Annotated in this window: 17 protein-coding genes and 2 pseudogenes; 9 read left to right on the forward strand and 10 right to left on the reverse strand. The window is 69.5% G+C overall.

Translation table 11 applies throughout. The annotated features are described in order from the left end of the window. Positions 1 to 566: 566 nt before the first annotated feature. Together ACIQMV_RS24565 and ACIQMV_RS24570 are read right to left on the reverse strand one after the other, a co-directional pair. A complete protein-coding gene (locus tag ACIQMV_RS24565; RefSeq protein ID WP_141367763.1) occupies positions 567 to 827 on the reverse strand; it encodes a hypothetical protein in 261 nt (86 codons plus the stop codon). 705 nt (positions 828 to 1,532) lie between these two features. After that, a complete protein-coding gene (locus ACIQMV_RS24570) occupies positions 1,533 to 1,904 on the reverse strand; it encodes a hypothetical protein (RefSeq protein WP_402595553.1) in 372 nt (123 codons plus the stop codon). 501 nt (positions 1,905 to 2,405) lie between these two features. Here ACIQMV_RS24570 and ACIQMV_RS24575 point away from each other — a divergent pair. Further along, on the forward strand, positions 2,406 to 2,963 hold the full coding sequence (locus tag ACIQMV_RS24575) for a DinB family protein (protein ID WP_402595554.1): 558 nt from the start codon (positions 2,406 to 2,408) through the stop codon (positions 2,961 to 2,963). 38 nt (positions 2,964 to 3,001) lie between these two features. Here ACIQMV_RS24575 and ACIQMV_RS24580 read toward each other — a convergent pair. Next, a pseudogene (locus ACIQMV_RS24580) lies at positions 3,002 to 3,337 on the reverse strand (transposase); the annotation flags it as partial. 540 nt (positions 3,338 to 3,877) lie between these two features. On the opposite strand from ACIQMV_RS24580, the gene ACIQMV_RS24585 reads away from it, so the two are divergent. Then, positions 3,878 to 4,711: a PIG-L family deacetylase gene (locus ACIQMV_RS24585; protein WP_402595556.1), complete on the forward strand. Its 834-nt coding sequence runs from the start codon at positions 3,878 to 3,880 to the stop codon at positions 4,709 to 4,711. 718 nt (positions 4,712 to 5,429) lie between these two features. Here the strand turns inward: ACIQMV_RS24585 and ACIQMV_RS24590 are convergent. Further along, entirely contained in the window at positions 5,430 to 5,762 is a 333-nt protein-coding gene (locus ACIQMV_RS24590) for a DUF2809 domain-containing protein (RefSeq protein WP_402595824.1), read from the reverse strand. Between the two features lie 185 nt (positions 5,763 to 5,947). Between ACIQMV_RS24590 and ACIQMV_RS24595 the strand changes: the two are divergent. Continuing rightward, positions 5,948 to 6,124: pseudogene (locus ACIQMV_RS24595) on the forward strand (IS5/IS1182 family transposase); the annotation flags it as partial. A gap of 57 nt (positions 6,125 to 6,181) precedes the next feature. Here the strand turns inward: ACIQMV_RS24595 and ACIQMV_RS24600 are convergent. Further along, entirely contained in the window at positions 6,182 to 6,595 is a 414-nt protein-coding gene (locus ACIQMV_RS24600; RefSeq protein ID WP_401782108.1) for an organic hydroperoxide resistance protein, read from the reverse strand. A 114-nt stretch (positions 6,596 to 6,709) separates the two neighbouring features. Between ACIQMV_RS24600 and ACIQMV_RS24605 the strand changes: the two genes are divergently transcribed. Then, on the forward strand, positions 6,710 to 7,201 hold the full coding sequence (locus ACIQMV_RS24605) for a MarR family winged helix-turn-helix transcriptional regulator (RefSeq protein WP_141367758.1): 492 nt from the start codon (positions 6,710 to 6,712) through the stop codon (positions 7,199 to 7,201). Between the two features lie 444 nt (positions 7,202 to 7,645). Here the strand turns inward: ACIQMV_RS24605 and ACIQMV_RS24610 are convergent, their stop codons facing one another. The 5 genes from ACIQMV_RS24610 to ACIQMV_RS24630 form a co-directional block, all read right to left on the reverse strand. Beyond that, a complete protein-coding gene (locus ACIQMV_RS24610) occupies positions 7,646 to 8,206 on the reverse strand; it encodes a hypothetical protein (RefSeq protein ID WP_402595558.1) in 561 nt (186 codons plus the stop codon). A 445-nt stretch (positions 8,207 to 8,651) separates the two neighbouring features. Then, positions 8,652 to 9,620 (reverse strand): hypothetical protein, encoded by a 969-nt coding sequence (locus ACIQMV_RS24615; RefSeq protein ID WP_402595560.1) that lies wholly within the window; start codon positions 9,618 to 9,620, stop codon positions 8,652 to 8,654. Then, positions 9,617 to 11,032 (reverse strand): phenylacetate--CoA ligase family protein, encoded by a 1,416-nt coding sequence (locus tag ACIQMV_RS24620; protein ID WP_402595562.1) that lies wholly within the window; start codon positions 11,030 to 11,032, stop codon positions 9,617 to 9,619. The genes ACIQMV_RS24615 and ACIQMV_RS24620 overlap by 4 nt, the downstream gene beginning before the upstream one ends. A gap of 415 nt (positions 11,033 to 11,447) precedes the next feature. Then, positions 11,448 to 15,881, reverse strand: a complete 4,434-nt coding sequence (locus ACIQMV_RS24625; protein ID WP_402595564.1) for a caspase family protein — start codon at positions 15,879 to 15,881, stop codon at positions 11,448 to 11,450. Then, on the reverse strand, positions 15,881 to 16,831 hold the full coding sequence (locus ACIQMV_RS24630) for an alpha/beta hydrolase (protein ID WP_402595566.1): 951 nt from the start codon (positions 16,829 to 16,831) through the stop codon (positions 15,881 to 15,883). The genes ACIQMV_RS24625 and ACIQMV_RS24630 overlap by 1 nt, the downstream gene beginning before the upstream one ends. A gap of 692 nt (positions 16,832 to 17,523) precedes the next feature. On the opposite strand from ACIQMV_RS24630, the gene ACIQMV_RS24635 reads away from it, so the two are divergent. The 5 genes from ACIQMV_RS24635 to ACIQMV_RS24655 all read left to right on the forward strand — a co-directional run bounded on the left by ACIQMV_RS24635 (position 17,524) and on the right by ACIQMV_RS24655 (position 22,712). After that, a complete protein-coding gene (locus tag ACIQMV_RS24635; RefSeq protein ID WP_402595568.1) occupies positions 17,524 to 18,534 on the forward strand; it encodes an aldo/keto reductase in 1,011 nt (336 codons plus the stop codon). Between the two features lie 58 nt (positions 18,535 to 18,592). Beyond that, entirely contained in the window at positions 18,593 to 19,012 is a 420-nt protein-coding gene (locus tag ACIQMV_RS24640) for an SRPBCC family protein (protein WP_402595570.1), read from the forward strand. A 618-nt stretch (positions 19,013 to 19,630) separates the two neighbouring features. Continuing rightward, entirely contained in the window at positions 19,631 to 20,923 is a 1,293-nt protein-coding gene (locus ACIQMV_RS24645; RefSeq protein WP_402595572.1) for an ABC transporter substrate-binding protein, read from the forward strand. After that, positions 20,920 to 21,888 (forward strand): carbohydrate ABC transporter permease, encoded by a 969-nt coding sequence (locus ACIQMV_RS24650; protein ID WP_402595573.1) that lies wholly within the window; start codon positions 20,920 to 20,922, stop codon positions 21,886 to 21,888. The genes ACIQMV_RS24645 and ACIQMV_RS24650 overlap by 4 nt, the downstream gene beginning before the upstream one ends. Further along, positions 21,885 to 22,712, forward strand: coding sequence for a carbohydrate ABC transporter permease (locus tag ACIQMV_RS24655; RefSeq protein WP_402595575.1), 828 nt, complete (start codon positions 21,885 to 21,887; stop codon positions 22,710 to 22,712). Before ACIQMV_RS24650 ends, ACIQMV_RS24655 begins: the two co-directional genes overlap by 4 nt. Positions 22,713 to 22,720 lie beyond the last annotated feature (8 nt).

Genomic DNA, 22,720 nt, shown 5'->3' on the forward strand with positions numbered 1-22,720 from the left:
TGCCTTTATGTCTCCGCGTGGGTGTCGGCGTCGGGGGCGGGGGGGGGGGGGGGTGCGGATCCGGGCCTGTGCCGGGTGCACGCCCCCCCCCCCGCCGCCAGGCAGGCGTTTGACGTCACGGTGCACACCTGTGGAACGCCCGGGTACCGTGCGGTGCTCCGGTCACGATGAGCAGGGGCCCGTTGTGCACTCCGTCTATTGAGCAAGCAGCTTGGCCGAGGTGAACCGGTCTTCGGTCGTCACATGCTCCCGCAGGATCCGGGCGCGAGCCTGCCGCTTCCCCCACGGCAGGGCGTGTGCGGCGGCGGCGCACGCCGTGTCCGTGAGCGAACTCGCCGGCCGTGCCCTCCTGTCGGCGTCGGGTGAACCGTGACCCACTTTGGCCGCGTGAGTTCGCCGTCAGTGGGCCAGAGTTCGACCGTCTCCGAGACCTCCGCTCCGGAACGGACCGCATAACGGGCCTGCCACTCAGGCGTCTGCTGCTCGGGGCGGACGCGGACTTGCCTTCCCCGAGTTCTCGTGGGGAAAGACCCACGTTCCGAGCGCTTCCACGGGAGCGTCCAGCGTCACCTGCCGGAGCTGAACCAGCGGTGCAGGGCTTCGTGCACGCTGTCGGGCAGTGCACTGAGCTCCTCGATCGCCTCCCGGTCTCCTGGCCAGGGGGCGATCCCCGCCGCGGTCAGCGCCGCAAGCAGGTCCAGCCGCCGCAGGTCACGAGGATCGACACGGGAAGCAATGCGGGCTGCAGAAACGGGCGGGGCCAGCAGGAAGTCCTGCTCCGCGGCACGGTCCCACACTCGATCGGCTGACGCGGTGAAAGTCTGCATGATCTTGCTCCGTTCTGTGTGCGCTTCCTTTTCACGGCCCCGCCGTCCCCGCGGGCCGAGTGTCCTGCGGCTTCCTTCTCTACGGGCCTTGACCTTCTGGCGCGGCGGGCAGATCGATTCGCCGACCGACGGCAGCCGCCTCTTCGGCCCGTTGCAATGATCGGCACCAGGGACAGTCCGCTCCCGCGTAGTTCCCGCCTCGGCCGCCATGCAGGCACCAGGCGGCCACCGGCTCGGCGGGGCCGGGTACGAACTCGTCTCGCTCCACCGGGTCATTGCGCATGCCAGATCAACCCCATACAGCCAAACCCGTTGCGGGCCACCATCACCCGCAGACGAGGCCGTAACCGACAGGGCACTTCGTCCCCGAAGGGAATCAGATGTGTCTCCCCCAGCCTGTCGGTGACCGGCACGCATCGCATCCGTGCTACGGCACCCGGCGGCGCCCTCACAGCAGGGTGGCCGACCACCCGCCGGCCGTGGAGCGAGCAGCTGACCTCAACGTACGAGCCCGTGTGGCGCGCCTGGCACGCCCTCGCCCGCACCGTCCAAGCCGCCGTTACCGCACGGCGATCCCCACGTCACCGATACATCGGTACCGAGCGCGAGGAGAAGAACAGCGTCGCCATCGCCTCCAACGAGTCGTTCGGCAAAGCGCACATGATCCGGCGAACGTGTGCGAGGCGGCGCCGAAAGTCAACGAGTTCAGGCTGGAGGTTCCGCTCCGCCGACGACTGCGGCGGCGGTCAGTGCCACCAGGTTCTGGGTCCAGCAGTCTGACTGCTTGGTGGCGACATCGGCGCCGCAAGCCGCGCAGACGAGATTGGGGCCGTCCTGACCGTCGAGTCCGCAGCAGCCGTTGCGACGCCCGCGGTCGGGGTGCGGAGCCGTTCCCGGCACGTCGTCGGGATGCAGGATGAAGAGACTGGCGTCGTGGCTGATCGCATAGGTGCCCCGGGCCATCCGCGGAGGGGCGACCCGATGTCCGGGTCGCTTTTCGATGTCCCGCGAAGGCCGTGCTTTCTTGAGATCCCCAGTGAGTGGCTGTCGGCAGTTCGTGCAGGTGAAGAGGGCCATCGGGACATTGTGCCGGTCAGCGGCGCCCGACCAGGAGATTACCCCTGGGCTATGGGAGCCGACCAGCGTCGACGTGGTCGGCGAGGTAGATGATGACCCCCTTCGGAATCCATGCCGAGGGCTGCGGCGACGAGCTTGGGACTGAATCTCCGAGACGACCAAGCCGCGCGTTTCCTGGGCTCGGGTGGCTTGTGGCAACAACGGCTCCGGGCTGCGTCACCCATGCAGCGCATCGCTGGCTCCGCCGCCTACCTGAGCCTGATGCGCCGGCTCTGCGTCTTCATCGACGAACGCTCCGAAGCGAGATATCGGCAGGACACCTCGTGGCGGTCCCGTGTGACGGCGGTCATGGAGGGTGCCCACGCACCCGGACGGCCCCAACAGCCGAGAGTTGGCTGCAATCTGCCCCTCGTCCATCGCCGCTTTAGGACAGAATCTGACCGCTATGGCTCATAGCGTGGTCCTTGACCGACGGAACAGGAATACCGAAAGGCGAAGACCATGACCGTCAACAAGCTGACCACCCGCGACCTGGCCGGGGCCCCGGCCGTCACCGGTGAGCGCGCCGACTTGCTGGAGATGCTGGCCAAGCACCGGCACTTCCTGCGCTTCACCACACGTGACCTCACCGACGAACAGGCCGGGCTGCGGACCACCGCCAGCGAGCTTTGCCTGGGCGGCCTGATCAAGCACGTCACCGCGGTCGAGCGGAACTGGGTGGACTTCATCCTGAACGGCCCCTCGGCGATGGGAGACTTCACGGCCATGACCGAGGCCGACTGGGCCCGGCGGGCCGACGAGTTCCGGCTGCTGCCCGGTGAGACGCTGACTGGTGTATTGGCCGACTACGCCGAGGTGGCCCGCCGGACCGACGGCCTGGTCGCCACTCTGCCCGACCTGGAGGCCACGCGGCCGCTGCCGAAAGCCCCGTGGTTCGAGCCCGGCGCGCAGTGGTCGGCCCGCCGGGTGCTGATGCACATCATCGCCGAGACCGCTCAGCACGCCGGCCACGCCGACATCATCCGCGAGTCCCTGGACGGCGCCAAAAGCATGGGCTGACCGGCGGCGCGGTCAAGGGCTGGCGGCGGTTGCCAAAGGAGCCACAGCCGGATCGCGGCGCCGGTGACCGGTCCGTGGAAGGCATACGCTCTCTTGTCGTACCAGGTCGCTACGGCCCGGAAGTCCTTGAGTGCGTTGATGGTCCGCTCGACTTCGTTCCTGCGGGCATAGCGTGCCCGGTCGAAACCAGCGGGGCGCCCGCCTCGGCCACCGAGCCGTCGACGGTTGGCCCGCTGGTCCCGGCGCTCGGGAATCGTGTGCCGGATCTGCCGCCGCCGCAGGTACTGCCGGTTCTGGCGTGAGCTGTACCCCTTGTCGCCGCACGAGTGATCCGGACGCGTCCGCGGATGCCCGCCGGCCCGGCGCGGGACCCGGCTGGCTCGGTGAGGCCGAAGGACTCCAGGTCGCCTGCTTGACGGGAATCCAGACGATGAGCTCCAACCATCGACGCCGACGACCTGCCCACCGGGGACCCCCCTGCCAACGGAGCGACCGCGGACTCCACGCCCGCCCCGCCTCCGACACCTAACTCCCCTATGGGCATCCCGGCCTGCGGCCGACGGACCTGGACCTCGGCGGTGTCCAGGCGGAGTTCGATTCCTTCGGCATGGGCGTAGGCGAAGCCCAGGTCGAGCTTGCTGCCGTCGACGACGCACGGCAGTGCACGGGCGCCAGCGCCAAGGCGCAGGAGCGTTCCCTTGCGCGGTGGGAACAACCGATCCCGCCAGCGCTGTTGCACCAGCCGAGGGACTGGCGCCGCGCGGACGGGCAGCAGAGAGGCCAAAAGATCGTCCGGCCGACGTGATCCGGGGGCTCCCGGGCCGCGGTACGCCCGGTCACTCGATATCGGGGCGACCCCTTATACGCCTGCCGCAGACTCGGACCGCGGCCTTTTCACGCAGGAGGACTGTTTCATGAATGACCGGCCCTTGACGCTCATGGCGGTGCACGCCCACCCCGACGATGAGGCCACTGGCACGGGAGGTGTCCTCGCACGCTACGCGGCGGAGGGCATCCGCACGGTCCTCGTGACATGCACTGACGGCAGTTGCGGTGACGGACCGGGGGGTGTCAAGCCGGACGACCCCGGGCACGATCCGGCAGCCGTTGCCTTGATGCGGCGTCAAGAGCTTGAGGCGAGCTGCAACATCCTGAAGGTCAGTCATCTGGAGACACTGGACTACGCCGACTCCGGGATGATGGGCTGGCCGGCCAACGATGCCCCCGGATCCTTCTGGCAGACACCAGTGGAGGAGGGCGCTGCCCGACTCGCGGAACTCTTGCGCCGCTACCAACCCGATGTGGTCGTCACCTACGACGAGAACGGCTTCTACGGCCACCCCGACCACATCCAGGCACACCGCATCACGATGAAGGCGCTGGCGATGACCATGGCGACAGCGAAGGTGTACTGGACGACGGCGCCCCGCTCGATGATGCAGCGGTTCGGGGAGGCCATGCGCGAGTTCGGTGCGGACTGGCAGGAGCCGGATCCCGCCGAGGCCGCCGCGATGGCCGAGATCGGACTCCCCGACGAGGAGATCACCACCTGGGTGGACACCACCGCGTTCGGCGGTCAGAAGTTCGATGCGCTGGCCGCGCACGCCAGCCAGGGCGAGAACATCTTCTTCCTCAAAATGGGCCAGAAGAGGTTCACCGAATTGATGGGCGTCGAGACCTTCGTACGTGTCCAGGACACCACCGGCGCGGCCGTGCCCGAGAACGACCTCTTCGCCGGCCTGCGCTGATCCGCCCGCCTTCCCGGGGCCTGAGAAAGCTCATGGTCCGTACGGCTCGATCGAGCGTGCTCACACACCCGGAGGCTTGTTCACGTGGGTTCCGCTCCGGCGGCCCCTGATCATCAGGGTGGCCCTGCTCAGTGGCGTGGCGGTTACGAGGACGCCAGTCCCCCACCCGGGCAGGGCCATTGAGCGAGAAACGTTCGACAGGGCTGAGCGGGGATCAACCTGAGGCAGTCGCCGGCTTCGGCGTCACACCAGCGAGAGCCAGGGCGTGGGCCGGGCGTGCTGAAGGTGCCTGACCCTCGCACTCGCTCTCGCTGGGAAGTGTCAAGAATCCGGCCTCCGATGAGAGCCCGACACTAGAGCAGGTCGGCCCCCGTGCCCAGACGGCGGCGGCCTGGCGACCGCGTCACCACCTGCCCCTCACTCCCGGAGGCAGGAGAATCGGCGGCAGCCCGTTCCGCAGCCGTACGGCCTCGCTCGCGGCTGTCGCCCATAGGCGACAGCTCCGGCTCGGCGGCGGGTCGGGGACCGGTGCCCAAGGGGCGGCGGGGAGTGATCACGGCCCGAGTCTCCCAGTTCGCCGGATGGTCCAGCACGACGGACCCAGCCAAAGTGCGGCAGCATGGACGCTTGGCCGTCCGCGTTCACGGTCACGGGGGCGGTCTGCTCGCCTCCCGGCCGAAGCCGATCGGCGGAGCCTCCGGTAGGCCACCAGCACGCCCTACGCCTCCCTCCTCACCGCGGTGAGGACGAGCCAGCCCGCTGCCGCGCCGACCGCGTACCAGAGCAGGTCGGGCGCGTTGAAGGTGGAACCGAGTACGAGGCGGGCGACGGCACTGCGCCGGGAGAGCTCCGCCGGCACCTCGCTGAGCTGCAGGAACTCGATCCCCCAACTGACGGCCAACGCACTCGCGGCGGCCGTCAGGGGCGTCACCCGGGGCGCCACCAGAACGACGAGGGTCACAAGCAGGACCGTGTACAGCGCGTCTCCGCCATATTTGCCCGCGCTCCCCGCCGTCACGGCCCTGAGTCCCAGCCCCGCGGCGACGGTCATCACCGCGGCCGCGGCCGCCGCCAGGCGGATCCGTACCGCGGCGGCGGCGCCTGCGGCGCGGTCCTGGCTTCCGGGCGGTGAGGGCACGGGGTCATACTGCCGGATGTCCCGTGCTCGAAGCAGCTGCCCCCCCTCGGCCACGGCCGGCGGTGCGGTCTCCTCGCGCTCCCGCGATGGCGATCACACAGCGCCTGCTCCAGCAGCGCGACATTCGCCCGGTGATCGCCGAACGGGGTCAGTCCCACGCTTCCGCCCTGGGCATCTTCCGCTGGGTCGTCGAACGCGCCGTCTCCTGGCTCCACGGCTTCCGCCGCTTACGCATCCGCCGGGAAGGACGCGACGGCATCCACGAGGCTTTCCTCGGCCCCGCCGCCTGCCTGATCACCCACCGACACGTCCAACGCCCTTGTCGGGACCGCTTATTCGACGACGAGGTCCACCGGGATGTTGCCGCGGGTGGCGTTGGAGTACGGGCAGACCTGGTGGGCCTGCTCGACCAGCTTGCGGCCGGTGGCCTTGTCGATGCTGTCGGGCAGTTCGATGCGGAGGGTGACGGCGAGCGCGAAACCCTCGCCCTGCTTGCCGATGCCGACCTCACCGGTGACCGCGGCATCACTGACATCCACCTTCGCCTGCCGGCCGACCACCCCGAGGGCGCTTGCGAAGCAGGCGGCGTACCCCGCGGCGAACAGTTGCTCGGGGTTGGTGCCCTGCCCGTTGCCGCCCATCTCCACCGGGACGGCCAGCTGCAGGTCGAGCTTGCCGTCGGAGCTGACGGCGCGGCCGTCCCGGCCGTGAGTGGCGGTGGCGACGGCGGTGTAGAGCGTGTCCATGGGGGATCAAGACCTCTCGAAGCGAGACGAGTACCGGTTGCGCTGCACACACAAGTAGAGCACACAATTGAGTTGTGCACAATCGAATGGCCGGTGTCCGGTTATCCTGGCCGTATGACTACCGAGGTTCCGCCCAGCGCCCCACCGGACGAGGCGTGGCTGCGTCTGGACCGCCAGATCTGCTTCTCGCTGCATGCCGCCTCGCGTGCCTTCAACGGCGTCTACCGCGTGGTCCTCAAGGAGCTCGGGCTTACCTACCCGCAATATCTGGTGATGCTGGTGCTCTGGGAGCAGGGCGACACGCCCGTGAAGCGGCTCGGGGAACATCTGCGGCTGGACTCCGGCACCCTGTCCCCGCTGCTCAAGCGGCTGGAGGCGGCCGGTCTGGTGCATCGGGAGCGCAGCGCGCGTGACGAGCGGTCGGTCGAGGTGCGGCTCACCGAGGAGGGCGCGGCGCTGCGCGAGCGCGCGCTCCGGGTGCCGCACCGGATCGGCGCGGCGACCGGCTTCACCCTCGACGAGATCCGCGAGCTGCGCGCCCGCCTCGACCGGCTGACCATGGCGCTTGACGCGGCGGCCCTGGAGGAGGCTCCCGACTGCGGGTGACAGCTGCCGGACATGAGAGGGGCGCGGAGTGGGACCGGAGGCGTATGGACCGATGTGCGCGACGAGCCCCCCGTTACCGGTTGTCGTGGCTCCGCACTGGGGCCTCCGGCCTTCGGGCCCCGCATGACTTCCCTCTCCTGTTGTCGGTGATCCGGGGGAGGCACCGGATCCGGCCCTGACCTCGATGCCAGGAGTCGGTGTCAGGACCGGGGCCCGCATCCTGATCGAGGTCGGCCCACGTCGTGGATGCGGGCCCGCCGGGCACTGCGGTTCGCGTCGTCCACCGTGTACGGACAGCGTGCGGTGGAGTTCGGGCGGCTTGGGGTGGTGTGGTCCTCCACGGGCCTGGCCTGAGCCGCACGGGTGGATCCAGCGCTCGGCGGGGAAGCCGAAGAACGCCAGCAGCTCGGCCTCGTCGTCCGTGACGGCTCACGGGGTTTGAGGTCACTTCTTCGACAGCCAGGGGCTGAGGGCATCGATGAGCCGGTCGAGCGCGGGCTCGTCGCCGGAGCGGTCCGTCATGACTGTACGACCGTTGAACTGCAGCGTGTACTGGAGCATGTCGGCCGCCCCCATGTCCATGGTGAAGTCGGGAACGTCGGCCAGAGCCGGATCTCCGAGCAGCGTACGCAACTCCGTGAACTGGGCCGCGCTGGTGTGGCGGACGGCCGGCTGGCCTTTCTCGCTGGCGTAGACGGTGCCATCGCCCCGGAGGATGACCAACTGGTGGACGCCCGCGAAGCCGCCGGTGACGGTCATGGACACCAGCTTCTGATCGGGCCCGGTGACGGGGACCGGGCTCGGGCTGCCGGGAGCCGAGGGGGACGCGGAGCCAGTGGTTGAGTTGGGTAGCGGCGAGGCGGCGGAGGTGGTCACGCCACCGGTCGATGCGGCTGTCGGCGGCTCCGCAGCCCCGCCGCCCTCGAACGAGCAGCCGAGCAGGCCCAGCAGACCGGCCGTGAAGACCACCACCGCCGCCGCCGCGACCGCACCCCTACCCAGCACAGCGCCCCCCTGCCCGCCAATTCCCTCAACTGCACTGTGAATACCACGGAACCGCCCGTTCCGACTGCCTCCGATGGCGTCGGCGGCGATCTGCGGACCACCGACAGTGGAGGTGCCGGCCTTCTCCCAGGAGCAGTTCGGTCTGCTCCTGCTCGGTCACCACGTCCCCCGCCGCCAGACCGACCGCGGCCAAGCCTCGGCCTGTCCAGAACCCGGGTGGGACACCGGTCTCATCCTGCGCGGCGCGCAGCGGCTTGCCCGTCGGGCGGTGGCCGTCACTGACCATCACGCTGCGGAAGAAGTACGGTCAACCTCGCGGACCGACCTGAGCTTTGCTGAGCATCCGGCCATGGAAACCCGCCCGCGACCAGCGGAGAAGCGCGACCCAGGGGGCTTCCCGCCTGCTCCGCCACCGATCCCGACACCGCAAGCCCACCTGGCCTGGTCAGCCACCGACCTGGGAGCGTTCTCCTGGGGAACGCTCCCAGGGCTCGTCGGCGGTGGCCGGGCTCATGGGCCCCTGCTGTCCGTGGACTGTCACGAACCGCGCGGGCGGCCGGACGTCGGCCATGCGCCGCTCCGGGCCGCGCCGCCGCAGCACGAGGTACCCGCAGAACGCGGCCGGGCCGAAGAAGATCTGCGCGGGCACGATCTGCGGAAGGTGTCCGGTGAGCGCCTCGACCGTGACGGGTGTCAGCGTCGGGACGAGCGCGCCGAACACGGCGACCAGCCCAAGAGCCCAGGTCAGCCCCGCTCGTCCGTACGCCTTGTAGGCCACGGTGGTGAAGAGGGCGTACACCAGGAGGTCGCCCATGCCCACGACGGCGCCGAACTCGCCGACGCGCAGCCCCGCCGACGGTGCGAAGGCGTAGCCCTGCACCGCGTCGAACAGCTTCTGGGTGAGGGGGACGACGGTGGCGAAGAACAGGTCGTACACGGCGAGCGCCAGCGCGAACCGGGAGACGTGCCGCAGCTTCAGGCCGCCCTGCGCGTTGAGGTTGGCGGCGCCAATCGCCATCAGCATGATGACCAGGCTGTTGACCAACCAGTACGGGGTGGCATGGGTGGGATCGTCCTCGGCGCCGCGCGCGGTGAGCCAGTCGGCGACCAGCAGACCGGCGATGAGCGACCAGCGCACCGGTCCCCGCCGGACGGCCGGCCCGTAGCCGACCGCGAGACCACCGGCCAGGGTCAGCCCCAGCAGGGGAGGCAGCAGCCAGCCCGGGAGGGAGAGATACAGGAACGGCAGTACGACGACGAAGCCCATCATGATGACCATGTCGTTGCCGTTGAACACACCGACGGCCGGCCGGGGCAGGGTGACCCGGCGGAAGTAGGCGACCGAGGCGAGCGAGACGCCCAGGGCGACGGCGAGGGTCACGAGGACGAAGAACGCGCTCTGTGCGGCGGTCATGCTGCGCGCCCGGCGGAGGCGAAGCTGTTCTCGACCAGATCGCAGCGGTAGCGCCGCAGCTCACGTCCTTCTCCCGGGACGACCTCGACGGTGGCGTCGAGGCCGGCCTTGGCGAAATGACGCGCGATGTCGCTCGTCTCCGGCACCGATGAGGCGGCCACGTCCACATGCAGCCGTCCGTCCACCACGTCGGCGCGGTGACGCACGGGCCAGCATGCGCCGGGCAGCGCGTCGAGGACCTCGATGATCTCGCGCGGGGTCACCGGACCGTCCTGGGTGCGCAGCACATGGTCCGCCTTTCCGAGGATGTGCGAGGTCGCCGGCACGTTCGCCATCTCGCAGGTGCGCGGTGCGTCGGGCAACTGCCGCACCAGGTCTCGGGTGTCGTAGCGGAAGAGCGGCATGCACTCCCGGTACGGGAAGAAGGGAGTGGCGACGATCGTGCCGAGCGCTCCGGGCGCGGCCGGTGCCCCGGTGTCGAGGTCGCACACCTCCACGAGGCCGATGCCGGCGTCGATGTGAAGGTGCCGCTGTCGGCAGATGGCGCCGGCCACCGGTGTCACCTCGGTCATGCCGTAGCCGTCGCTGACGGGGGCGCCGAAGGTCTTTTCGGCGGCCTCCGCAAGGGCGGACGAGAGCACCTCGCTACCGACATTGATGCGGCGCAGCCGGAAGTCCGCGGGACCGAGTCCCCGTTCGCGGGCCAGGCGGGTCAGCTGTCCCAGATAGCTCGGGTAGGTGACCATCAGGGTCGGCGCCGATGTGCCGGTTCCCGCCATGAGGTCCAGCGTCTCGGCCGGTGGGACCAGGCCCACCATGCGGATCGCCGCCCCTGCCAGGCGGGCGACCTGCATCTCCGCGTACGCCGTGCCGGTCGCCCGGGAGCTGATGTTGAACTGGACCAGGTCGGTGGTGCGGACGGTGCCGCGCAGCACCTGGGAGAGGGCGACGAGCGCGGGCCACAGGCGTTCCTCGTAGCGGGAGTACCAGACCTCGGTGGGCCGGCCTGTCGTCCCGGTGGTCCGGGAGGCGAGGAAGGGCTCGCTGCACAGGAAGTCGCGGGCCCGCTCGACCAGGTCGGCCTTGGTGGTGACGGGCACGGCGGTGATGTTCTCGAGGGTCAGTGCGGCCGGGTCGACTCCGGCTGCCGCGAAGTGGTCGGCATAGAAGGGCGACTTGGCCTCGAGGCGTTTCGCGGTACGGCGCAGGGCCTTGTTCGTGAGGTCGGTACGCATCTGCGGGTCTGCGGCGGCGCCGCGCAGCAACTGTTCGACGTCCTCGCCGGGGGAGCCGAATTCGGCAAGTGTCGCCAGCGCGTCATCGACGAGTCTTTCGGCAGAGCGCACATTGATCGGACGGCCGAGCACCATGGCCAGCGCCATCCGGAACTGCCGTATCCCCGCGTCGAACATGGTCCTCCCCCGCCCGTCCCGACCCTCACCATGCCGGGGTGGGCGGCCGTGACCGTCCACCCCGTTCCCGCGTCAGCTGGGGCAGTTCGTGAACAGCACCGCAGCCAGGGAACCCATGACGTACTTCGTGTGCTTGAGCGTGGAAACGATCGCGGACATACGAAAACCCCCTTGTGTCGCTCAAAACCTGAGCCCTCACCGGTCAGCGAAGGCACACCGATACTCAAGTGGTGCAATATCTGCTGTCAAGGACTCGTCACACGATCAGACTTGTGCTGTCAAACATTCAATCGGCCCGTTTTTACGGCGCGTTCGCGCCACGGCGTGATCCGGAGACCCCGACCGGGCATGCCACCCCCGGCCCTTGACAGTCTCGGGGACGCAGGCCTGCTTGGCGACCTCGCCAAGCACAGCGTCACCACTCCTCGCTCATGTCCTCGCCGGTATCGAACGCGTAGACGTCCTTGTGCGCGCACACCACCAGTCGCCCGTCGGGGGCGTAGTCCAACGCGTTGATCTCGACCGGGCCGGGCAAGGTGAAGGTGTCGACGGGGCGATCGGCGACACCGGGCGGCCATCGGTCGCAGTCCGTCTCCGAGACGGTCACCCGGCCCGTGTCGTCGCCCGTTGCCACAAACAGGCGCCCGCCCAGCGTCCGCGCCGCGAGGGTGGTCACCGCAGTCGGGTGTTCCGCGACGACGGTGCCGTGACCAGCTGCGCCGTCCCAGATCCGTACAGTGCCGTCGTCACCCGCGATGACGGCCAGGGGGCGGCCGTGGGAGCGGACGCAGGCCAGCGCTCTCGCCGCCGACGGGCTGCGAAGTTCCCGGACGTCGTCGGCAGCGCTGAAGGGGCGCCACAGCCGTACGGTTCCGTCCGACTGGGCGGAGACGACGGCGAGCGGCCCGTCCTGCGGCGCGCACGCCAGTGCTGTCACCCGGGCGGTGTGTCCGGACAGGTCGCGCAGTACGGTGCCGGTGACCATGTCCCACACCCGTAGGCAGTGGGTGTGATCCGCCGTGACCGCGACGGGACGGGTCTCGTGGTGGCCGACGGCGGCAGCCGTGGCCCAGCGGGGCACATGCCGCTCCATCGTGTTACCGCTTGCCAGGTCCCACACCTCTGCCGGCCGGTTGACGGCCCGCGTCAGCACGAACGCGCGGTCGTTGACGGTGGCGGACGCGATGCCCGTGAACGTGGAGAGGTTGTCGCTGATGTGGCGCAGGGCGGGAGCCCCGGTGTCCGTCCGCCAGCTACGTATCGTGGTGTCACGGCCCGTCGTTACCACCACCGGCCGCTCACCATGCCTCAGGGAGGTGACGGCGGTGATGGCCTGGGTGTGGCCCTCGTTGGAGGCGCCGGGCGGCGGGGTCAGGTCACAGAGGTGGAGAGAGCCGTCGGCCGCGCCCACGAGGGCGGTGGTGGCGCCCCGGCCGGGGGTGTCGGTGTGCAAGGTGGTAAACGGTCCCGTCGCCGTGGGGCTGTTCGGTGCCCCGCCGCCGATCGGTCGCCGAGGCACTGATGAGGCGACCAGTCGGCGGGTTTCCAGGTCGAGCACGTGCAGCGAGGCATCTTTGCAGGCCAGGATGGCGGTGGGGCGGCCACCCAACTGCGTGCAGGAAACGGCGGTCGCGGGCGACGGCAGTACCAGGGCACCCACGTCCCGTGGCGGGGCCAGGCGGCGCAGGGACCAGATGCGCACCGCCTGCCGGTCGGCGGTGACGGCAACGGGCAGGCCGTGTACGAGGATGCAGCCGACCGCGTCCAGCGGCGGACGGCCCGGATCGGCGGCGGAGGCCACGCTCACTTCCTGTGCCGGATCCCAGACATGCAGGATGCCCTTGTGGTCACCGACGACGATCGCCTTTCGGCCCAGTCGCGAGGCAGCGGTGGCTGCCGTGGGGTTCGCGTCGACGGTTACCGTCGCCAGATTCCCGGGGCAGCCGTCCGGCAGAAGCAGCCGATGCGCGAGTGGTGTCGCGGTGGCGAGGTCCCAGGCTTGCAGGACGCCGTCCTCGGAAGCGCTCACCACGACGCGGCGGCCCCGAAGATCGAGGGTGACGAGGCTGGTTATCGCCGCCCTTTCGTCGTCGCCCGACGAACGGCCTGCACCGTTCGTGCCGCCGGTCATGAGGTCGTTGACGTACACAGCACCCGCCGCGGTGCCGGTCACCAGCAGGGCATGGCTGCCGAGTGTCGCGGCGGTCAGTGCTGTGAGGGGCTCCGGGGTGCCGGGAACGGGCAGGTCGAGCGGTCGGCCCGTCGCCAGGTACCAGGCGCGGAGCTCCTCGCCGTCGGTGGCGACGGCGACGTCCCGTCCGGCGAGCGCCGTACGGCCGACCGCGGTGATGGGCCTGCCGGAACCGTCAGCCAAGGGCTGTACGGACAGAGCTGCCTGGGAACTGCCCGCTGCCGCCCAGACCGGCCTCAAGCGGCCGGGCCGGAACCCCGCGTTCAGCCGGTCCAGCAGAACGGTGTGCCGGTGCCGGGCGGCATCACAGGCGAGGATGTGGCGGCGTTCCTCCGGACCCATTGATCTGTGCAGGTCGAGATGGTCACGGTAGACGGCCGCGGCCAAGCGTGCCGTGTCGGAACGCAGTCCGTGCAGCAGCGGGGCCAACCCCGAGGGGTGGGCGTGGACCAGGAATCCGGCATCATTGACCAGCTCTTCGAGGCGTCCGGCTGCGGCCGCCTTGGCGGGCAGACGGCGCAGGACATACGGGTCCGCCTCGGGCCACAGCCGCATGCCGTCACCGTCGCGCGGGACGGCGCCCAGCAGCCGCCGGTACCAGCGGTCCTCGGCGTCCTGGGGCGCGTCCCGGCGGAGGTCATCGGCGAGCGCCTGGTGATAGAGCCGGTAGACGCAGCGCCCGTCCTCGTCGAGGCTTTCGACCAGGTACGGGCCGACGGCGTCGCTGCGCAGCAGCTCGAGCAGGCGCTCGGTGGTTTGGCCGATCCGGTGCTGAAAGGGTGTCGCGAGTACGGCCCAGTGAGGCAGCGGCATGCCCTGGCCCTCGGCGTACGCCAGCGGCAGCAGCAAGTCCCTCACACGGACCACCTCGCGGGGCGGGAATTGCTGGGCGAGGGCCCAGCGGAAGGCCCGGCCGATTGCCGCCGCAGGACCGCCCGCGGTATCGGGTGGAGGCAACGCTACGGGCTGGGCGGCACATGGGGGCGCGGCGGTGGCCGTTGCGCGGGCAATGAGTCGCGCCACCAGATAGAGGGGATGGGCGGCGTGTGCGATCTCGGCGGCGGCGTGGACGATGAAGACGTCAGGAAGGTTCGTGTCGCTGCCGGGGCCGTGAGGGGCACGCAGCAGCCGCTCGGAGTAGGCGACGAGGTCATCGACGTCCGTCCATGCCGGATCGGCGAGGTTCATGACGTGGACGGGAAGCTCGGCACCGGTGATGGCGCCGACGATGTGCGGCCGAGTCCCGACTATCAGGCGGAGTTTGGGCGACTTGGCGGCCAGATGGGCAAGGAAGCGGGCGATGCGCCGCTCCTCGTCGTGCGCGACACCCGACTCGTCGAGCGCGTCGACGACGACGGTGGCGACGGAGTCCAGGCGGGCGAGGCGGTCCCGCAGTCCGGACTCGGTCGGCTCGGTCGCTTCCACAGCGGCGGCGAGGGCGGCGATGACCTGGGGCAGTGTCAGAGCGCGGGCGTGCACGGCGACGGTGATGACCCCAGGCCGCGGTTCTGTACCGGGCGCCACGGTGTCGGCCGGGATGCTGTCGCGTACACCAGGGTCGGACAAGGCGACCAGCCGGCCGAGGACTGCGGACTTGCCCACGCCGGGCGGGCCGGTCACGACGAAGACGCGGACCTCACGGTCACTCTCCCCACTCAGCCAGCCGGCGAGCCGTCGCAGGGCGCGGATGCGGCCGGTGAAGTAGTGGCCGATATCCCTGACCGTCTGTCGCCCGGTGCCCCGCGGAGCGAAGTGCTCGGCGAGATCCGCTTGCCGACGGCGTTGTTCGGCGAGTTCGAAAGGGGCGGCGCGGCCAAGGCGGCGGACGAAGTGGCGCTGTTCCGCGACGTCGAAATCGCGTCCGTCCGTGCGCAGTTCCGGTACGTAGTGCGGGTTCGGGAAGAACCCGGAGGTCGGATCGCCGTCCACGGTGTCGTCGCACAGCTGGGCCCAGTCGGCCCTCTGGTCGACGCCGCGCCGCCGGAACTCCGCGTTCAGCATGCCGGCGAGTTCGGGCAGGCTGATGTGACTGGCGCGGTGACCCAAGCGCGCCTCATCGGTGAGGACGTGGGCGAGCGCGGCGCTGAAGGCGCCGTCCTGTGCCTCGTCGGTGATTCGAGCAGCGCTGAGTACTCCGAAGGACTTCAGGAATCGATGGTTGGCGCCCGGTGCATGGGCGAGGGCGAGCTTGGCCTGTACGGCATGTTTCACGGCATCCACCGCGCCTTGGCCGGCATAGCAGGCGTCCAAAACGAGCAAGAGCCGACGGACGCCCTTCAGGGTGGGCAGTTCCACGAGGTGGTGGGCCGGGAGCGCACTGAGCCGGACCTCGGCGGAGTCCGGGTCGGAGTCAGCGCACATGAGGTAGTGGGCGCCGCCCTCTTCCCGACCGTGACCGCTGTAGTAGACGAGGAGGGTGTCGTGGTCCTCGAAGCCGTCGGTGAGCCAGCGCAGCAGGGGCCGCAGTACATCGTCAGGAGTCCGTGGGTCCAGCCTGCCGCTGGGGAAGGCGGGCACCGGTTCGTATCCGAGTGCGACGAGGGTGTCGAGGACGGCCGGCAGATCCTTGCCGACGCCGGGCAGTGCGGGCAGCTCGTCATGCGTATAGCGCGCAACACCGAAGGCCAGCACATAGCGTCGCGGCGTCGCCTCGCTCATCAGGACGCCACAAGCCCCTCGCCGATCGCCGCGCCGGTCTCGCGGGCGGTCAGGTGGCGCAGCACATCGTGCACCTTCCAGCCGTTGTCCACGGCGATGTCGCGGAGTGCGGCGCCGGGTTTCACGCCGGTCGGCACAGGATGGGGCTGATGGGGCCCGAACAATCCGGTCAGCTCCTTCACCGACGCGACCACGTCGTGCCGGTCCGCGAGGTTGGACCAGCGCTCCAGGCCGACCGGCCATTGCCCGCGTCCGGCGACGGGGGCAGGGCGCAGACGGTCGAAGACGAGGGTGGGCATGCCCAGCGGGGAGCCGAGGGTCACCAACGTGCGCACGGGCCAATCGGGATGAGCGCACAGGCTCTCGTACGCGACGACGGAGCCCAGCGAGTGGCCGACGAGCACAGTGGTGTCGGAGCCGATCCGGGCACCGACGGCCGCAGTTGCACGGGCCCGCACAGTGTCGTCGGTGAAGTAGCGGCGCACCTGGCGCAGCACCCCCAGCAAGAACCGCTCGGCCACTGGCCCGGGCAGGAAGGAGGAACGCAGCAGGATGTTCATCGCGCGCTGGAGGCTGCGCGGGGTGGGAGCTTTGGTCACGGCGGAGGAGGAACGGCCCTCATCCCGTGCGGCGGCGCCCGCCATGACCTCGAGCAGCGCCTGCTCATAGGGATCGGTCAGGTCGGTGACGGAACGCGGCGCCGGTGGCTCCCCCTTGCTGCCGGGCGCACGGAAGACATCTCCGTAGAACGCGACGTCGATGTCGTCCGGTGCAAGGGTGCGGCCGGTGGCATTCCCCGCAGCAGCGGCAAGCTCGACGCCATCAGCAAGCGCGGCGGCAATGGGGGCTCGCAGGGACCGCCGTCCGACGTACTCCTGCCCCACTCCGTGCACCACCACGACACGCGCCACGCCGCCGCCCCCGTCCTGCCACAGCTGTGACTCCATCATCCCCCAAGTAGCACTGCATGACACGGCAGTTGAGGTCCGCGCCGCCGGAGCGCGGCATGAACCCAAGGTCGCCCGGGGGCTCGGTGAACTACTGCCGGCGCTCGGCGTCCGGCGGTTCGGCCACGCGGAGGCACTGCTTCGGAAACCCGGTCGGTCCTGTACTGGGTGGTCGGCGTCACCGACACCGGAGCCCCCGCCACGGCACCGGTCGGATGCGATGCGCCCGATCCGCCCCCACGAGGTGGTCGGCATGATCGCTTACGTGGCGTCGGAGCAGGTCTCGGCGACCACGGGCAGGGCGCTCGGCGTCGACGGCGGCCTCGTCCCCACGATCCTCCCCTGACGGGCGCTCGGCATGGCGCCGATGCGCGTGTCGGACGGCTTGCACCCGTCGCGTCCGCGAGAGTGATCCACGGTGCCCGTCCTCTGCGCCCTGTTCGCTCCTCGGCGCGTCGAGCAACGTGCTTCCATTTGCCTTACCCCGCGTCTGCAATTATTGTTTCCACCAGTATGTTGCTTATGCATGTATCTGCACCGTACATCCGGCTCTGACGGGGTACCGCCGTCCATCCACTGCCACGGCCCCGCCGGCAGAGCCCGAGCCGCAGAGGCAGTCCGTCCACTCATGCCTCACCCCCGTGCCGGGATGCCGTCACGCCCCGGCACCAAGGCACCCATCGAAAGGCACTGTCATGTCCCTCCAGAAAATCCTTCCCGGCAAGCTCGGCTTCGGCACCGCCCCCCTGGGCAACATGTTCCGCGCAATCCCCGACGAGGACGCCCTCGCCACCGTCGAGGCGGCCTGGGACCAGGGCATCCGCTACTACGACACCGCCCCCTTCTACGGTGCCGGCCTCGCCGAGCAGCGCCTGGGCAAGGTGCTCTCCACCAAGCCCCGCGACTCCTATGTGCTGTCCACCAAGGCCGGCCGGGTCATCCTCGACGAGCCGGAGACCGATGTCCCCGAGTTCGGTGAGAAGGGCGGACTGTTCGAGCACGGCAATCCCAACAAGATGCTCCATGAGTGGACCGCCGAGGCCACCGAGCGCTCCATCGAGGGCAGCCTGAAGCGCATGGGCGTCGACCGCTTCGACATCGTCTGGGTCCACGACATCGCTCAGGACTTCCACGGGGATGTGTGGATCCAGAAGTTCGAGGAGGCCCGCACCGGCGCCTTCCGGGTGCTGTCGCGGCTGCGGGACGAGGGCGTCATCAAGGCCTGGGGCCTGGGCGTCAACCGCACCGAGCCGATCGAGATGACCCTGGCGCTGGACGAGCCGAAGCCCGACGGGTTCCTGCTCGCCGGCCGCTACACCCTCCTCGACCACGAGCACGCCCTGCAGCGGCTGCTTCCCATGGCCCAGGAGCAGAACGTCGACATGGTCGTCGGCGGACCCTACAGCTCCGGCGTCCTCGCCGGCGGCGCCCACTTCGAATACCAGCAGGCGCCGCCGGCCGTCATCGAGCGCGTCGGAAAGCTTAAGGCCCTCGCCGAGAAGCACGGCATCAGCATCAAGGCCGCCGCCCTCCAGTTCTCCCTCGCCCACCCGGTGGCCGCTGCCGTCGTCCCCGGCGCCACCCGCCCCAGCCGCATCGCCGAGGACATCGCCGCCCTGAACGAGACCGTCCCGGCCGCGTTCTGGCACGACCTGCGCGCCGCCAGCCTGGTCAGCCCGGCCGCCCCGCTGCCCAACGGCGCCTGACCGCCACCATCCCCACCTCAAGGCCCTCACGCCAGCACCAGAAACCAGGAGAAAGATCATGGCCTCGACGTCCGTCAGCCGCGTCGTCCCCGCCTCGCCCGACAAGGTCTGGAGCCTCGTCGGCGGCTTCGACGCCCTGCCCGACTGGCTCCCCTACATCGCCGAGAGCACAGCACTCGAAGGCGGCCGGGTGCGCCGGCTGAAGAACCCCGAGGGTGACGTCATCATCGAGCGTCTCGTCGACTTCAACGAGACCGAGCGCCACTACAGCTACGCCATCCTCCAGGCCCCCTTCCCCGTCAACGGTTATGTCTCCACCATCCGGGTCCACGCGGTCCCTGGCCGGGAGAACGCCGCCGAGGTCCAGTGGTCCGGCCGCTTCAACCCCGACGGCGCCACCGAGGACGAGGTCGTCGACCTGTTCACCGGGATCTACCGCGACGGCCTCGACGCCCTGCACAAGACCCTCGCGGCCTGACACCCGGGCCGGCCCGCCGAGGCGCCGGGGCGCGGCCTCACCCATGCCATGGCTCAACGACCAGGAGCCCGCCGAGCTGCTCGCCATGCTCAGCCGGCGGAACGAGGTACTGCTGGAGACCAGCGAGGAGAACCTCGCCCGACGGACCAGGGCTGTGGCGGAAGGTCCCCGCACGCCACGACGAGAAGCCGCCCCGGGGAGCCTTGGATCGCGGTCTGCCACGGATCACCGGCCGGCGCCGCGAACGCGCCGCGCGTCAGCCGTGACGCGGGCACCGTCGAACCGCTCCAATGGACGACCGCCACGCACCGGCGCCAGACAGCGTCCCGATCGGCTCAGCGGCCGCAGCCCGGCCCCCTCCGCCCCGAACTTCCCCTCACCACCCTCATTCACCTGGACATTCGTCCGCCCACGGCCCTTGGCCGGACTGCTCGCCGCTCCCTCGACGCCCATCCCCGGCGAGACGAATCCCCGCCGATTCACGCCCACCCCATTGACGCGCCCACCACCTCCCCCTACCTTCCTCCGTCGAAGCGCTTCGACGGCACGCATCGAAACGATTCGACAAGCGCTGCGTGACGACCCCTGATCCCCCTCCGACTCCCTTGGAGGCACTGGATGTTGACGGCACGAAGGTGTGTGGTGACGACAGCGGCGGTCCTCGCCGGATCCCTGCTCCTGGCCTCCTGTGGTGGCTCGGACGGCGGTTCCTCGGACGGCAAGACGCTCCGGCTGTGGCACTACGAGGGCCCGGACAGCGCGATGGGCGCCGCCTGGAACGAGGCCATCAAGGAGTTCGAGGCGAAACACCCGGGCGTGAAGGTGAAGTTCGAGGAGAAGGGCTTCGAACAGATCCAGAAGACCGCGCCCATGGTCCTCAACTCCTCGGACGCGCCCGACATCATGGAGTACAACAAGGGCAACGCGACCGCGGGTCTGCTCTCCCAGCAGGGGCTCCTCACCGATCTGACCCCCGAGGTCACCAAACGCGGCTGGGACAAGGAGCTCAGCGCGGGAGTGAAGACCACCAGCCAGTACGACACCAACGGCGTCATGGGTTCCGGCAAGTGGTACGGGATACCCAACTACGCCGAATACACCATGGTCTTCTACAACAAGGACCTCTTCAAGAAGTACAAAATCGCCGAGCCGAAGACCTTCGACGACCTCACCGCCGCCATGGACAAGTTCGTCGCCAAGGGCGTCACCCCGCTCGCCAACGCCGGCGCCGAGTACATGGCCCAGCAGTACCTGTACCAATTGGCACTGTCGAAGGCCGACCGCTCCTGGGTCGACTCCTACGAGCTCTACCGGGGCAAGACCGACTTCCACGACGCCGCCTGGACATACGGCGCGACCACCTTCGCCGACTGGGTGAAGAAGGGGTACATCAGCAAGACGTCCAGCGGCACCAAGGCCGAGGACGCGGGCGTCGCCTTCATCCAGGGCAAGAACCCGATCCTGTTCAGCGGCAGCTGGTGGTACGGCCGCTTCACGACGGAGAACAAGTTCGACTGGGGCAGCGTGCTGTGGCCCGGGTCCGGCCTCACCCTCGGCTCCGGCGGCAACCTCTGGGTCGTCCCCCAGGGCGCCAAGAACAAGGACCTCGCATACGACTTCATCGACATCACCATGTCGCAGAAGATCCAGAACCTGCTGGGCAACAAGGGCGGCGTGCCCGTGGCGGCAGACCCGTCCGCCATCACCGACCCGCGGGCCAAGACCCTCATCGCCGACTTCAACACCCTCTCCGGCCGCGACGGCCTGGCCTTCTACCCCGACTGGCCCGTCCCCGGCTTCTACGACGTCCTCGTCTCCGAGACACAGAAGCTGATCACGGGCAGCGCGACACCGGACGCCTATCTCGGTGCACTGCAGAAGGCGTACGACAAGGGTGCGCCGAAACAATGACGGTCACCGTCGAACGGGGGTCGCGGGCCGTCGGCACGCACCAGCACGCCGGCCCGCGCCGCCCCCGCCCACACCAGTCCTACGCCCTCTTCCTCGTCCCCGGTGTCCTCGCCTTCCTCGCCGTCATCGTCGTCCCTTTCCTGATGAACACCGGCGTGAGCTTCACGGAGTGGCAGGGGGTCGGCAGCCCCCGGTGGTCCGGACTCGCCAACTACCGCGAACTGATGGACGACTCGGAGTTCTGGGCGTCGTTCCGGCACAGCCTGTTCATGGTCGTGGCCATGGCCGTCCTGCCGACGATGGTCGGGCTGGTCCTCGCCGCGGCGCTGTTCGACTACGTCGGCAAGCACTTCGGCAGCAGGACGGCCACCGTCCTGCGCGCCTGCTTCTACCTCCCCCAGGTGCTTCCCATCGCGGTCGCCGGCATCGTCTGGAGCTGGATCCTCGCGCCGGACAACGGCACCCTGAACACGCTGTTGAAGGCAGTCGGCCTCGGCTCCTGGCAGCAGGACTGGCTCGGTGACCCGGACATCGCCCTGTACAGCGTCATGGGGGTGATGGTGTGGGTGCAGATCGGCTTCCCGCTCGTCGTCTTCATGGCGGGGCTCCAGCGCGTCGACCCGCAGTTGTACGAGGCGGCCGAACTGGACGGCGCCGGCTGGTGGCGCCGCTTCTGGCACGTCACGCTGCCGCAGATCAGACCCGAGATCTCCGTCGTGCTCACCTGGTGCAGCATCGCCGCGCTCAAGGTCTTCGGCGCGGTGTACGTGCTCACCAAGGGCGGTCCGGGCGGCGCGACCGACGTCCCGTCGTACTTCTCCTTCACCACGTTCTTCGAGAAGACCCAGGTCGGTTACGGCGCCGCGATCTCCACCGTGCTCACCGTGATCATCATGCTGCTCTCGCTGATCGGCCTGAAACTCCAGACCCGCGCCGAGGACGCCGAGGAAGGGGTCCGCACATGACGACGAGTGCCCTGCGCCGCTATCCCGTTCTCGTGGCCCTCTGCATCGCGGCCCTGTTCATGGTGCTGCCGTTCGTCATCGTCGCCGTCAACGCGGTCAAGTCACCGGCCGAGTACTCCCAGCACGGACCGCTGAGTCTGCCGAGGGGCCTGTACCTGGACGGGCTCAAGGACTTCTGGCAGCGCGTCGACTACGGCCAGAAGCTCGTCAACTCGGTCCTGATCAGCGGCTGTGTGGCGGTCCTGGCCGCGGCCCTGTCGATCCTCAACGCGTACGCGATCGGCATCGGCCGCGTCAAGGGCCGCACCTGGGTTCTGGCCTTCTTCGTCCTCGCCAACATGCTGCCGCAGGAGGCGCTGGTCTACCCGCTGTACTACCTGAGCAAGCAGGCCGGCCTCTACGACACCCGGCTGAGCGTGATCATCGTCTTCACGGTGATCCAGGCCGCCTTCGGCACCTATCTGCTCTCCTCCGTCCTCGGCCGGTTCCCGCGCGAGATCATCGAGGCCGCCCTGATCGACGGGGCGAACAAGTGGCAGGTGCTGTGGCGGATCGTGGTCCCCGTCAGCCGCCCCACCATCGGCGTGCTGCTCGTCTTCTTCTTCATCTGGACGTGGAACGAGTTCCTGCTCCCCCTGGTCATGCTGATCTCCAACGACAACCAGACGGTGTCGGTGGCGCTCGGCGTCCTCCAGGGTCAGCGCCTGATGGACGCCACGATGACCAACGCGGCGGCCCTGCTGGGCGTCCTGCCCGCCCTCGTCTTCTTCCTCGTCTTCCAGCGGACTCTCACCCGCGGCATCGCCGTGGGTGCCGTCAAGTAGGGAGTACA

Source organism: Streptomyces sp. NPDC091412, from assembly GCF_044756885.1.
Classification (GTDB): domain Bacteria; phylum Actinomycetota; class Actinomycetes; order Streptomycetales; family Streptomycetaceae; genus Streptomyces.